Raw genomic sequence first — 14,190 nt, 5'->3', positions numbered from 1 at the left:
CTGTTATTGCGACCTTTTCACTCGATCTCGCAGATGATCAATCTCTAGACAGCACCAGATCCACGAAACACTGCGGGGATCGTCTGAAAAAGAATTTTGATATCAAGCCACACCGACCACTGATCGATGTATCGCATATCCAAAGCCATCCATTCATCGAATCCAATCGAACTCCGGCCCATAATCTGCCACAAGCAAGTAATTCCAGGCTTGACGCTGAATCGTCGTCTGTGCCAGTCCTGCGAAAATCCCTCGTAGTCGCGAAGCGGAAGCGGCCGCGGCCCCACAAGGCTCATATCTCCGACCAGCACATTCAGTAGCTGCGGGATCTCGTCCAGACTCGTCTTACGAAGAAACCTTCCCGCCGGAGTAATCCGCGGATCATTCTTCAACTTGAACGTGGGCCCCTGGGTTTCGTTCAGATGTTCGACCTGCGACATAAGACGCTCCGCATCTTGAACCATCGTCCGAAACTTCAAAATCTCGAAAGGCCGCTTGCCGTATCCCATCCTGACCTGCTTGAAGAAGACCGGGCCGGAAGATGTCAGCTTGATCAACAACGCGATCAGCAGAAAAAGCGGAGCCAGCCCCACAAGCAACAGCATGGAAACTATGACATCGGTCGCACGTTTGATCATGAACGCCCACGCATTCCAGGATTCATCATGCAGAGTAATGGTGCCAATGGTTCCGCGCAAAAAAGCGGTCCGCTTGGACTCGTCCTGATCGAAAAAAGTACCAAGAAAGCGGACAGCGATCCCGTGATCGCGACATGAGGAGATGATGCTCGCAATCTGTTGGTAGAACGACGCCAGAGGCAGAGCGACAATTACCTCATCCACCGGCAGCGTTCTCAGTAGTTCTGGAACGGAATCCAGGCCACCAACTAAAGCTCCTAGTTGGGAGTCAGCCGTTTGCTTACTCCACCATTGATCATCCACAAAACCCTGTACGCAGTATCCCCATTCAGGGTGGCTGGCCAACTCTAGGACAAAGCTGTTGGCTCGGCGATTGGTGCCCACGATCAGGACATGTCGGCGATTGTGTCCCCGGGCCCGAAACGCCTGCATCGTCGCTCGAGCGACGAGACGCGTTGTAAGAAATGCCGCGAAGCTCATAATGCCGAAGAGAGCTGCGACAACGGCCATATCTACCGAGCTGCGTATGGAGCGCGAGCCGATCAGCCATAGCCAGACGCAACTCAACAACGCGCAGAGCGAACTGGCTGTGCAGACATCCAGTATTTCTCGAAGAGAGCCGTTCAATCGACGTGAACGATAAAACCCATTGGACCGGAGTGCCACATGCCATCCTCCGGCCAGCGCGAGCGTCGCCACAAAAACCTGAATGGGATAGTGGGTCTCCAACGAATTGAAGACATCAAATACTCGCTGGTGAACCGCTGTGACATAAGAGAGGCCGAGACAGCAGAACAACAGCCCGATATCGCCGATTGGAGCAAGCTTTAAAATGGTTGTTCTGTTGGAAGGTGTCATTGGGGAAGCCCCTTCTGAGAGTGCCTTCTCGCAAAGTTGGTGGAACTGGTGAGCAGCAAGTTGAGCCCGAATGTGCTAGGCCCCAGAGTAACCTGTCTCGACACCTGCAGGCAATGATGAAAAATACCCGAGAAGTATTTCTCACGCGAGAGGATACGATTGCAAAACTGTAAATTCTCACCGTTAACCGGAGTGTCGTCATCTCGCTCGACAGTCAGACATTCGTCGAATACCCGACGTTGGGTCCCTCAACTTGTTCGTGAACAAGGTACCGAGTACAAAATAAAAATAGCGTCCACACTGCAACCTGCGGTATAAGGAGACTTGACGGTTTTTCTGCAGCAGAGCGATATCAAACATGAGAAAAATTCTCATTCGGCGACAAACATCCGTGCTGGAGGGCTCATGGATAGACTCAACGATAGACTCAACAATGAAAATGGCTCCTGCAGGTGCCATCCCCCTCCTCACCCCGAATCTCGACCTGCCGTGGTCGTCGTACCACGATTCCGAGGACACAACGCGAAGCCCTTCCCGATATCTAAGATATCTCAGTGATCCAGCCAACTCCTCCACGTTTTCCATCGTCCTACACATGGCAGAAGCCTGTACGGACCAAGTTCATACACAGAAAAAGAATAGAGGCGAGCAGCATCGCCAAGCTCGATTTTGCGCATAAAAAATAGATCCTGGGAGACCCTATGAGTGATTCGATTCACATTGCAGTCGTCGGTTCCGGCTACGTCGGATTAGTAGCTGCTGTTTGTTTTGCCGAAATGGGTCACAGCGTGGTTTGCGTGGATAATGACCAGCAAAAAGTGTCCGCATTGCAAGACGGAGAGAGTCTAATTCACGAGAAGCACCTGCCTGAACTTCTCCAGCGATATCGCAATGCCAGGGTACGTTTCACCACCGACCTGTCTGCTGCCACACGTGAAGCACAAGCAATCTTCATCGCGGTAGGAACACCCCAGAGCGAAACAGGAGATGCGGACCTGTCCTACGTCGAGGCCGTCGCCAGTGAAATAGCGCGCTCGATCACAACTTATAAGGTGATAGCGGAAAAAAGCACAGTTCCCGTCTATACGAATGAGTGGATTCGCAGGGTGATGGAACGCAACGGCGTCTCGCGAGAGATGTTTGACGTCGTCTCGAACCCCGAGTTTTTACGCGAAGGAACGGCCGTCTCAGACTTCCTCCATCCCGATCGAATCGTCGTAGGAACTGATAGTGACCGTGCCGCCGACATCATGTCCAGGATCTACGAACCCCTGACCACAGGCAGGTACTACGCAAAGGCAGGAGCGATCGACGGTGCCTGCAATCACGACACGCCACCGCCTCTGCTACGTACCTCCACCAAGAGCGCCGAGATCATCAAGCACGCCTCAAACGCCTTCCTCGCTCTCAAAATCTCCTTCATCAACGCTGTCTCCAATCTTTGCGAGGCCGCAGACGCCGACGTCGAACAGGTTGCTCAGGGCATGGGGCTCGATAGTCGCATCGGTCCAAGATTCCTGCGGCCCGGCATCGGTTACGGGGGATCCTGCTTTCCGAAAGACGTAGCCGCCTTCCGCTCCGTCGCCGAGCAGCTCGGAGTCAATTTTGCGCTCCTCACCGAAGTCGAAAACATCAATGCAGACCAGAAGCGGCGATTCCTCAACAAGGTTCGTTCAGCGCTTTGGACCCTCCGCGGCAAAAAACTTGGCGTCCTCGGTCTTGCCTTTAAGGGCGGAACTGATGATATACGCGACTCTCCTGCTATCGAGCTGGTCCGAATGTTGATCGAGGAAGGATGCTCTATTCGCGCCTTCGACCCCGCCGCAATGCCGCGTGCTGAGCAGATACTCCCCCCAAGTCCCGAGATTCAATACGCGTCTGACCCCTACGACGCTTCCAACGATGTAGATGCTCTTTTAATCCTCACAGATTGGGCGGAGTTTGCACGTCTCGATCTTCAACGTCTCAGCGCAGCAATGCGTTTTCCGATCATCCTGGATGGCCGCAATCTATATGATCCCGAACTGATGTTGGAAAATGAGATTACTTATTTCAGCGTAGGTAGACCCACTCGACATCACACTCAGGAGCTCGCAACCGTCGCATCTCGCTCCCGATAGCCGATCCTTACTCAAGTCGTTTCTTCGATCCACTGAACATTTTTGCGCGAGCCGGTTGGGTTTCCCTAAGATAAGCCCGACTGAATCTCGCATCCGAGGGAGATATGAACGCCAAAAGAATTCTTGTAACAGGAGCGGCAGGCTTTCTCGGTTCGCACTTGTGCGATTCCCTGCTGGACGCCGGAAACAGTGTGATCGGCGTTGACAACCTGAGCACGGGCAATGAAGCAAACCTGGCTCACCTGCGCAACGAGCCCCGCTTCGACTTTGATCGCCTCGATATCTGCCAGTCCTTCGACCCTGGTAAAGTCGACTTCGTCTTCAACTTTGCTTCACCCGCAAGCCCTGTGGACTATGCCCGGCTCGGCGTAGAAACCCTGCTCGTCGGGTCGGCCGGAACCATCAACACACTGGAAATCGCGAAGAAGTACCACGCCGGGTACCTGCACGCCTCTACCTCCGAGTGCTACGGAGACCCCGAGGTTCATCCCCAGACGGAAACGTACTGGGGACATGTCAATCCAATCGGACCGCGTTCCGTCTACGACGAAGCCAAACGATTTTCGGAAGCCGCGGTCATGGCCTACCACCGCTATCATCGAGTCAACACTCACCTGGTGCGAATCTTCAACACGTACGGACCAAGGTTACAAATCAACGATGGCCGAGTCATCTCCAACCTCATGTCGCAGGCCCTTCGCGGCGAGCCCCTCACCATCTACGGGGACGGTATGCAGACCCGAAGCTTCTGCTACGTCTCGGATCTGATCGCCGGCATCCTCGCACTCGCAGACTCGGACGAGCATCTTCCCGTCAACATAGGCAATCCGGAGGAGTGGACCATTCTGAGCTGTGCCGAAGAGATTCTCAAGCTCATCGGATCGGACAAAAAAGTCGTCTTCAAGCCGCTTCCCCAGGACGATCCCACCCGTCGCAGGCCAGACATCAGCAAAGCGACCCGTCTTCTCGGATGGACCCCCAAGATTCAATTGCGTCAGGGACTCGAGATGTCGTTAGCCTACTTTCAGGCGCACGCGGAAACTGGATTGGTTCAAAACTCGTAAGAATGAGAGGTTCTTCTCATAGCAAATTTAGTAAATAGGTCTCTGCGCAAAACAAAGAACTTAGATTTGCGACAGCAGTAGACTCCAACGATTCCAATGTTAATTTTCCGAGTAATTGAGTTGCCGTAAGCAACGCTTGATGAGCACTTACCTCAAAATTGAATGTAGCGAATCATGTAACTTTTTCGTTTGGAGATCATCTCTGATAGTGAGAAGATATTCTCAATTGAGCGACCAACCTCGTGCTGGAGAGACTCATGAAGCGAGTTACTGAAAGCAATACCTCCCCTGATGTCATTAAAGTCATTGTGGCGAACCTGCCCGTAATGCTTTGCGAGCTTTTGCAGGGTGCCTTTGAAGCGGTTCGCGATATCGAGATCGTTACCCCGATTAATGACGTCCAGCATCTCCTCAGTGCGACCAGGCCCATCCCAGCCGACGTCATCCTCATCGGCTCCTCAAGAATGGACAACACGCCAGGAGCCGTCTCCATTCTTCAATCCCTCCCCGATTTTTACAAAAGTGCACGCGTAGTCGTTCTCACGCAGGATCCCGACTACGCCGAAGTCATCTCCTTATTCCGTGCTGGAGCGAAAGGAATCTTTGGCAGCGCCGATCTGCGCTTCGAACTCCTCTGCAAGTGCATCCGATGCGTCCACCAGGGGCAGATATGGGCAAAAAACGAGCTGCTCGCCCACCTCGTGTCTTCCCTCTCTCATCCCAGATCTACCAATGTCATAGACCGCCACGGCAAGCCGCTGCTCACCACCCGCGAGCAACAGGTCCTGCATCTTCTATCGGACGGCCTCAGCAACTCCGAGTTGGCAACCGTGCTGAAGCTCAGCGAACACACCATAAAGAATCACCTTTTCCGCATCTACGACAAGCTGGGCGTCTCCAATCGCATGGAAGCGGTCTTGTATGCACTCACCCCTCGCGACACGCATCCGATACAACATCGACCCACCCACCCGCCAGCCTCCAACAAAATCGCAATCATCAAAACCGCCTAGTCCGTATCATGCCCCTGCTGTCACCTGCCCTGATCTTCTCAAAGGAGAAGACCCCGACGACCTGACTCAAGCCCGCATCACGCCCTTGCTGTCATCCTGACCCTGAGCCTGTCGAAGGGGAAGGATCCCCGATGAACTCCATCCTGCCCAAACCGCTCGTCCCTTTCCGACCCACTCTCTTCATGCCGTTGCCTGTTCCTTATCGTCCGGCAAGATTCTGCTGCCACCGACCCCATTCGGTCTGTTGTGAACTTTCGATTCAGAACACCACCCCCGTATCAACCCATTTCCGCCAGAAGCCGCCGTCTTATAGGTCAGGACGCACACAAAATCCGTTAAAAAGCCAGCGCCCCAAGGCCAGCGCCAGCTGGGCTTTCCTCAATACCCGGTGATACACTAGGTCTTAGGTTTAGGTGCGACGCCGCAAGGCGCGCGGGGCTCATCTCCTGCTCCGCACCGATCCCGAACATTCTCCGGACATCAACTCTCCGGGCCTCAAGAGGTAGCAAGCAGCTCCGATGGTTATTCTTCTCGTCATCATCCACGTTATCGTCTGTCTCTTTCTCATTGGCGTAGTCCTCCTGCAGCAGGGCAAGTCCGCCGACCTCGCGGGAGCCTTCGGCGGCCAGGGATCGCAGACCGCCTTCGGTCCTCGCGGCGCAGCCAACCTTCTCACCAAGCTCACCACCTACTCGGCGATCGTCTTCATGCTGACCTCCATCGGCCTTACCATCCTGCTCTCGCGCGCCAGTGGCGACCACTCCGTCCTCTCCGGCACCGCTCACCCCACCAGCCAGACGACGCCCGCCAAGAAGTAGCTCATAAATCTTCAGAGATGCGCAGGCCTCGGCTTGCGCATTTTTCATTCCCAAAAACTCCCCATGAAGGCTCAAACCCGCCATGATCCACGAGATTCTCGCCGTCGGCCCGCTGCAATGCAACTGCTCCATCCTGGGAGATGAAACGTCTCACGAAGCCATCGTCGTAGACCCCGGCGACGACATCCCACGAATCATGGCCGTCTTAGCCAACCACAACCTGACCGTCAAAAAAATCGTCATCACCCACGCCCACATCGACCACATCGCCGGAGCCCATCGCCTCAAGCAGCTAACAGGCGCTCCCATCCTCTACAACCAGCAAGACCTCCCCTTGGTCAAAATGATGGACATCCAGGCAGGCTGGCTCGGAATCCCAACCCCCACCGTTCCAACCCCCGACGACACACTTGAAGACGGCAAGCTCATCGCCATCACCGGTCTCGCCGGCTCCATCATCCACACTCCAGGCCACACAGAAGGCAGCGTCTGCCTCTACCTTCCAGCCCAAACCCTCCTCCTCGCCGGAGACACCCTCTTCGCCGGCACCGTAGGCCGCACAGACCTACCCGGCGGCGACATGCGCAAGCTCATCGCCTCCATCCACGACCGCCTCCTCACCCTGCCCGACGACGTCACTGTCATTCCCGGCCACGGCTCCAGAACAACGATCGGCGTGGAAAAGGATTCTAACCCGTTCCTTCAAACCTAATAAAAACAATGAATTATAGACAGCAATGAAATTACAGCTTTACATGCATCACATGAACTAGTAACTACCGTGGTTCTACCTAGTTACCCTTTTGATCCTCGAAACACCCTCCGCAAACTCGCCCACAGGCCCTAGCAAACTCACTACTATCCGGCCGGCTTCTGCAATCCCATAAAAGCTCCCCGGATGCACCACCACCCCCGCCTCCCGTAGCAACAGCCCCGCAACATCTTCTTCGCCGAGACGCTGGGGCAACCGCAGAATCGCACTCCACCCAGCCTCCACCCTAAGCACCTCAACCAAACCCCCAACCGCAATCTTCAGATTCCCACTTACCCGATCCAGAATCTGTCCCTGAATCCCCCGCCTTCTCGCCAACCACACCGGCAGTGCCCTCTGCATCGGCGCGTTCATCGACAAGAAGGTATCCGCAACGACCTCCAGCCTCCCCATCGCCTGACCTCGATCCCCCTCCGGCCCGAACCCCACAATCCAACCAACCTTCATCTGCGGCAGCCCTGCAATCTTGCTCATCCCGCTCAACACAAACGTCAGCACCGGGTGCGGACCCGCAGCAAAGCTCGTTAGCCTCGCACCCTCCTCCAGCGGATAATCCAGAAACACCTCATCCACAAGCAGCGCCAACCCAAACCGCGCACAGATCTCCTCCAGCCGTCCCCGCTCCCCTGCCCCCGTAGCGTGCCCCGTCGGATTGTTCGGATGCACTACAACAATTGCCTTTGTCCTCGGCCCAATCCGACGCTCCAGCTCCGCAAAATCGATCCACCATCCGTAGTCATAGAACAGTGGGTAAGGCTTCAGCCGCACATCCTCCAGGTCCGCCAGAAAATCGAACAGCGGATAACTCGGCTGCGCCACCAGCACCTCATCGCCCGCATCGCACAACAGCCGAAACAGAAACCCATACCCTTCACTCGTACTTGTCGTCAGCACGACGCTATCAGGATCAACCGCCGCACCATGATCCCCGTAGTACCCCGCCACCGCCTCCCGCGCAAAGCGCATCCCTCGCGGATCAGGATCGTACGTCATGGCCTCCCTGCTCGCCAGCGGAGCAAGAACAGCCTCGGCGTCATAGTCAAACCCGCAAATCGTAGGGTTCGACACCGTCAGATCCACCAACTCCCGCCCCGCCGCCCGCGCCTCGCGAATCGCAGCCGCGAACCCACTCTCCCCCACATCCCAACCCGTCCGCGCCGAGAACCGATAGCTCACCCTCCCATGCTAAATCGGTCAGCGAACCCAGCTCGCTGTCCGTCCACCATCAGCCACCAACTTCAAGGCCGTGTGTAATAATCTGGCGTGATCTGGCTGGGTGACAGACGAGGAAATCTAAGCGACTGGGTGACTCAGCGATGGGTCCAGATCGCTGGCCGCCGTCTCCTCCTCAAAGATCATCTCTGGCTCGACGGCCCCATAGGCAACACTCGCCTGATCGGCAAAGACTTCTTCCTCAACTACGCCCGGCAACACAACCTCCAAGTAGTTCAAACCGGAGGCCGAGGCCTGGTCGACGATCTAACTCTTCTCTCCGGAAGCTCTGCCGATATCACCCAAGTCGAAGCGCCAGTTCGCAACTTCTACGAACGCACATCCGAGTACACGATCGATGCCTGGTCTCAGTGGCACGGACTCTTCAAACCTTTCGGAGAAGCTCTCGGAATTATCTTCAGCCGTCGTCTGCAACAGATGAACATCCCCTTATCCCCGCTCGACAGCGCCAGGGGAATGACCAGCAACGTCATCCAGTTGCGCGACACGCCGACCGGCGACCTCCTTCAAACCGCATGGGTTCGCGAACTGAATGCCACCCGCAATGTCATCTACGCCGGCACCTACTCCATCTGCGCCATCCCCGGTCATCCCACTCCGTGTATCAAGGTTGTCTTCCCTCTGCCCAACGGCAACGCAGTCGTCGTCATGCGACCTGAGGTACGCCCTGACGGATCATTCTTCCTCACCTCGGCCGGAAACACATTCGGCGACCCTGGTTTCTACTTCGTCGTTCACGCAGGGGACGGAACCATCTGGACGAAATACCTCAAAAGCATGCAGGAGACAATTCACGTCTACGCCGCAGAGCACGGTGCCTCACGCGCCGACCATGTCCTTCACCTCTGGGGCAAGGAGTTTCTTCGCCTGCACTACTACATGCGCGCTAAAGATGCCCAACCCAGCCAGGTAGACGTGAAGGAAGCCGTCCAATCCTGATCGGCGCAAAAAAACGCTCCCTTACCCATAGACAAAAGCCTTTTCATCTATGAATGAAGTAACGCCCCTCTCCATCAATCGAGTCCAAGCTACTGCATAGGCGCGCAAACAAAAGGGGGCGACGCAATCGCATCGCCCGCCTATGCTTTCTCCAAACTGCGTTAGAAGAGGATTCGTCCTCCCACTTGTATCACTCGCATCCCTGAACCCTGTGGAGTGGTCGCCTGAGCGGAGATGACACCGAAATTGCTCGGACTGCTCAGCACCGCGCCGGGAGTACCCAGATTGACGAAGTTGAAAACGTTGGTCGCCTCGCCACGAAACTGGAACTTCACGCGTTCGTAGATGGCAAAGTCCCGGAAGATCGCCGCGTCGATGTCCTTGTACCCAGGGCCGCTCAGTGAGTTCGGGCTCACGGTGCCATCGACGTTGCCTGCTCCGGTACCGGCAGAGCATCCTGCGGAACCCACTCTGCAGTACGCGCTCGTATCGAACCACTGCTTCTTCTCAAGCACGCGAGACCCGCCAAAACTGTTCACCCGCTCTATCTTTCCAGGCACAACGTTAGGGCGATCGTTGTTGTTTCCATCCATATTGTCATCGGTTCCGCTGGTGATGTTGAACGGAACCCCGCTTCGCATCGTGACAATGGTCGAGATCGACCATCCATTCAGCAGGTTCTGAACCACCCGGTTGGATTTGCCAAAGTAATCCGGCTTCCACACAGCAGCAATCACAGCCTGATGGCGCTGGTCGCTGTCCGTGCGCTGTCTTTCAAGCCCAAGATTGTAGTAATCCTCTGGCTCGGTTGGTCCACTGTTGCCAATGTTGCCCGTCGTCTGAAGCGAAGCACTCGACAATGCCTTGCTGAACACATAAAAGCCATTGACGCTGATGTGCTGGCTCAGACGTTTTTCCACCGTGACCTGCAGGCCATGGTAGTTCGTGTTTTGTCCATCCTCGATCACATACGCATTACTGATGTACTTCGAGCCCACCGCAGGATTCGCGCAGGATGTTCCCTTCCCGAACGGAAGTGCGTCGAAAGGACGACGACAGTTATAGTTAGTCGCCGTGTTCATCGCGGGATTCGCAGTGTTGTAGATCGGCGCATTCGCATCGATGTACAGAGGCAGCTTCCGGCTGAAGGCTCCTACGTAATTGATGCTGACGGCAAGATCCTTGGTGAACTGCTGCTGCACCCCAAAGTTGGCCTGGACGTTGTAAGGCCAACGCATCGCCTGCTGCAGGAACACCAGCGACGCAGGAGACACGTACCGTGGATTCACCTTGTCGTAGAGGTATGGAAACGGCGAAGTGCAACCCTGGAAGTCCTGGCAGTCGGTCGAGTAGATATTCTGCAAGCTGGTTACATGACTGAACGCCGCTGTCTCTCTCACCGCGAACGGCTGAAAGTTCTGCGAAAGCATCCACTCGTTTCCGCCGATAGTGTCGAAGAACAATCCAGCGCCGCCATGGAAGACGGTCTTGCCGTCACGATACGGGTCAAACGCAAAACCAACACGCGGCGAAACGTGGTTGTAGTTCGTATCGACACCGCCTTGCGGTACTCCTGGATCTCCAGGAAACAACTGCCCTAGAATCGCATTCGGCGAAACGGTAGATTGCACACCAGGTTTGAAGACGGCATACCGACGCTGCGTATCGGTAGGAGCCGTCTGCACGTCATAGCGCAACCCAAGATTGAGTATCAGCTTCGGGGTGATACGCCAATCGTCCTGCCCGAAGAACCCATAGTTCCAATAATTCGCATTCGCATCGTCCGGCGAATCCTGACCCATCGTATTCGGGTGACCGATCAGAAAATCAGCTATCGCCGCTCCAGTCTTCACATAAGTAGCCTGCCCGGATGCCGTATTTGGAACCGTAGAGTTTGCGAAGCTGAAGGTGCCATAGTTATTCAGCAGCGTCTCAAGCCGGTCCTTCTCCAGATAAATCTCGGCGCCCACAAAGATCGAGTGCTTTCCGCGAGTGGTATTGAAGACGTCCCGCAACCCGTACACGTTATCCCCGGCAACCGGGCCGCTGATCGCATTGGCAAGATGGAAGAAGTTAGCCACGCTGATATCCGGCAACGAAGGCGTCCCCTGCACATTCAGGTCCGACCCATAAGCCGCCAGCGAAGTTCCCGGCGTGCTGTCACGGCCGGCATTCATCCGCGTATAGCTCAGCCACACCTGGTTCACCGACCGCGCCGAAACCGTCCAGACATCGCTCACATTAGCCGTCTGCTGTCTGTACACATAATTGTTCACCGCCCATCCAGGCAGGTTCGATCCCGAAGGAAGGTTGCTCTGCGCTCCATTCGATTGAAAGTAGTCGAGCGTCAATCGATGCGCCGCAGTCAGCTGCTGATCGCCTTTGATCAGAAACTCATCCGTCTGATTCGGCAGCCCTTCATTTCCGATAAACCTGTTGTCTGTCCTACCTGGCGTAGGCAGCGGAACATTCTTCGCCAGCACCGCCGCAGCAACGGGATCAGGATGATAGTTCGGGTCCAGATCGAGACGATTGCCCGGTACAGGCTGATGCGTCACGGGGTCGCAGACGATAAACCTTCCGCCATAAGCCGTAACCGATTTATCCGCGGCCGACAGTGCCGTCGCACACGCACCCAGCCCCTTCGCGATCGTCGTGGACGTAGGAAGGTTCTCAGAGAAGTTGCCGGCTCGCTGGAGAGCATCAGGTACAACCGTATTGAATTCAATCGGACTAACCTGTCTCAACCCGGCATAGCTGCCAAACAAGAACGTCTTGTCCTTGATGATCGGGCCGCCCAGAGTAGCGCCAAAGCGATTGATGTGCAGCGGCGTCCTCGTCGTCTGCAGCCACGCGTTAGAGTTGAAGTTCGTCTCCTGATGAAATTCGAAGACCGAACCATGTACCTGATTCGTCCCCGACTTCGTCAGTACCGAAACCACGCCCGCACCCGTGCGCCCATACTCCGCGCTGAAGTTGCTCGTCTGTACCGCAAACTGATCGATCGCATCCGGATTCGGCAGAACGTTGCCGGTATTACGCACCCCGGTCATATTCAGGCCGCCGTCGAGATAATACGTAACCTGCCCGACCATATTGTCAGAAGAGCCATTGATAATCACGTGCTGTCCGGGAAAGCCGATCGTATTCTCCGTCTGGCTGTTCTGAATTCCTGGAGTCAGGCTAAGCAGTTGATAAACGTTGCGCCCTACAATCGGCAGATTGTCGACCTCACGGTTATCAACCGTGCGTCCAAGCACCGAGTTCCCAACGTTCACCAGTGGAATCTCCGTGGTCACCTCCACAATCGTGCTCTCGCCGCCAATATCAAGCGCGTAGTTCACCGCGGCCTGCTGCGTCGCCGTCAAGACAATGCCGTTCTGGACAATCTCCTTGAATCCGCTTGCGCTCACCTTGGTCGTATATTGTCCCACCGGTAGAAACTCAGCGCGGTACTGGCCCTGGTCATTGGTCTTCGTAACGCGAACGAAGTTCGTCTGCGTCTGGGTCAACGTAACCGTGGCACCGGGAACGATTGCCCCCGTCGAATCTGTGACGATACCAAACATCGTCGCAGTACTCAGTTGTGCGGAAGCATTCGGCCCGGTAAATCCAGCCAGGATCGTCGCGATCAATAGTGCGAAGAGCGAACTCTTTTGCAACACTCTGCTTTTCATGGAACGGCTCTCCTAAAAAATACGGCGTCTGTCTTTGTGTATGGCCAGCTCTCGAGGGCGGTTTTCCTACTTCCCAAGACCACCTCCCTGGTTCTGCAAGGCGGCTCGCAAGAAGCGCTATCCCTTGGGCGATCGAGCTTATACGTTTGAAACTCAGTTATAAGACCGCATAGCAAGAAGCACTGTCAAGACATTTGTTTGAAGTCCATCTTTATTCTGTATAGACACCTATTTCCTATCGAAATCACGCGCTTCGAACACGCTCGAAGAGATCTCTCGGACGCTCCAAATGGCCCTACCACTTCAACCTCATCCTCCCATCCCATCACCAGGCGGATGTGCCGATGTTCAAACCACTGCCTTACAATGGCCTCTCATGGCATCAGTAAAAGCAATCCTCTTCGACTACGGCATGGTCCTCTCCGGCGAGCCTGATCCCAATGCCTGGACCCGCCTGCGCACCATCACTGGCCTCAGTGAAGAGGTGCTCCACCGCGAGTACTGGGCTCACCGCCACGCCTACGACCGCGGCGACCTCAACGCCGAATCCTTCTGGCACAAAGCCGCCGCAGGCGCTGGCATCGTCATCACGCCCACGCAACTCGCCCAACTCATCGCCGCCGACACCGACCTCTGGTCCACCCTCAATCCGCCTATGCTCGACTGGGTCGACCAACTCCAGCGCGCCGGCATCCGCACCGGCATCCTCTCCAACATGCCCGACGCCATGGAGACCGGCCTCCGCGCCCGCCACGCATGGATCGAATCCTTCGACCACCACACCTGGTCCCACGCCGTCAATCGCGCAAAGCCCGAGCCCGAAATCTACCAGCACGCCGCCGAGGGCCTCCAGACCCAGCCCGAAAATATCCTCTTCATCGACGACAAATCAGAGAACATCGCCGCTGCTATCGCCACCGGCATGCAGGCCATCCAGTACTCCACACACCCCGCATTCGAGCAGGAGATGCGAGCCCGCGGACTCAACTACCTCCTACAACTTGAGCGGCATACGGACTCCCAAAACGGGAAGCTATAGTACTTCCGTAACGTCTTCG

At 55.8% G+C, this 14,190-nt stretch carries 10 protein-coding genes; 7 read left to right on the top strand and 3 right to left on the bottom strand.

Annotated elements, in window-relative coordinates:
* Window positions 1-44: 44 nt before the first annotated feature.
* Window positions 45-1,496 carry a sugar transferase gene (locus RBB81_RS15740; protein WP_353071307.1) on the bottom strand — a complete coding sequence of 484 codons (1,452 nt, stop codon included), beginning with the start codon at window positions 1,494-1,496 and terminating at the stop codon, window positions 45-47.
* 701 nt (window positions 1,497-2,197) lie between these two features.
* Here RBB81_RS15740 and RBB81_RS15735 point away from each other — a divergent pair.
* From RBB81_RS15735 to RBB81_RS15715, 5 genes are all read left to right on the top strand, one after another.
* Entirely contained in the window at window positions 2,198-3,616 is a 1,419-nt protein-coding gene (locus RBB81_RS15735; protein ID WP_179583057.1) for a UDP-glucose dehydrogenase family protein, read from the top strand.
* A gap of 104 nt (window positions 3,617-3,720) precedes the next feature.
* Window positions 3,721-4,680, top strand: a complete 960-nt coding sequence (locus RBB81_RS15730) for a UDP-glucuronic acid decarboxylase family protein (RefSeq protein ID WP_353071306.1) — start codon at window positions 3,721-3,723, stop codon at window positions 4,678-4,680.
* Between the two features lie 257 nt (window positions 4,681-4,937).
* Window positions 4,938-5,693 carry a response regulator transcription factor gene (locus RBB81_RS15725; protein ID WP_179583054.1) on the top strand — a complete coding sequence of 252 codons (756 nt, stop codon included), beginning with the start codon at window positions 4,938-4,940 and terminating at the stop codon, window positions 5,691-5,693.
* Window positions 5,694-6,211: 518 nt separating this feature from the next.
* A complete protein-coding gene (gene secG, locus RBB81_RS15720) occupies window positions 6,212-6,511 on the top strand; it encodes a preprotein translocase subunit SecG (RefSeq protein ID WP_179583052.1) in 300 nt (99 codons plus the stop codon).
* 82 nt (window positions 6,512-6,593) lie between these two features.
* Window positions 6,594-7,223 (top strand): MBL fold metallo-hydrolase, encoded by a 630-nt coding sequence (locus RBB81_RS15715; RefSeq protein WP_353071305.1) that lies wholly within the window; start codon window positions 6,594-6,596, stop codon window positions 7,221-7,223.
* A gap of 75 nt (window positions 7,224-7,298) precedes the next feature.
* Here RBB81_RS15715 and RBB81_RS15710 read toward each other — a convergent pair whose 3' ends face one another.
* A complete protein-coding gene (locus RBB81_RS15710; protein WP_353071304.1) occupies window positions 7,299-8,459 on the bottom strand; it encodes a pyridoxal phosphate-dependent aminotransferase in 1,161 nt (386 codons plus the stop codon).
* Window positions 8,460-8,588: 129 nt separating this feature from the next.
* On the opposite strand from RBB81_RS15710, the gene RBB81_RS15705 reads away from it, so the two are divergent.
* Window positions 8,589-9,455, top strand: coding sequence for a hypothetical protein (locus tag RBB81_RS15705; RefSeq protein ID WP_353071303.1), 867 nt, complete (start codon window positions 8,589-8,591; stop codon window positions 9,453-9,455).
* A gap of 161 nt (window positions 9,456-9,616) precedes the next feature.
* Here RBB81_RS15705 and RBB81_RS15700 read toward each other — a convergent pair whose 3' ends face one another.
* Window positions 9,617-13,132: a TonB-dependent receptor gene (locus RBB81_RS15700; RefSeq protein WP_353071302.1), complete on the bottom strand. Its 3,516-nt coding sequence runs from the start codon at window positions 13,130-13,132 to the stop codon at window positions 9,617-9,619.
* Window positions 13,133-13,508: 376 nt separating this feature from the next.
* On the opposite strand from RBB81_RS15700, the gene RBB81_RS15695 reads away from it, so the two are divergent.
* Window positions 13,509-14,171, top strand: coding sequence for an HAD family hydrolase (locus tag RBB81_RS15695; protein WP_183788272.1), 663 nt, complete (start codon window positions 13,509-13,511; stop codon window positions 14,169-14,171).
* Window positions 14,172-14,190 lie beyond the last annotated feature (19 nt).

Source organism: Tunturibacter gelidoferens (assembly GCF_040358255.1).
Classification (GTDB): domain Bacteria; phylum Acidobacteriota; class Terriglobia; order Terriglobales; family Acidobacteriaceae; genus Edaphobacter; species Edaphobacter gelidiferens.
This window is presented reverse-complemented; position numbering and strand designations above follow the sequence as displayed.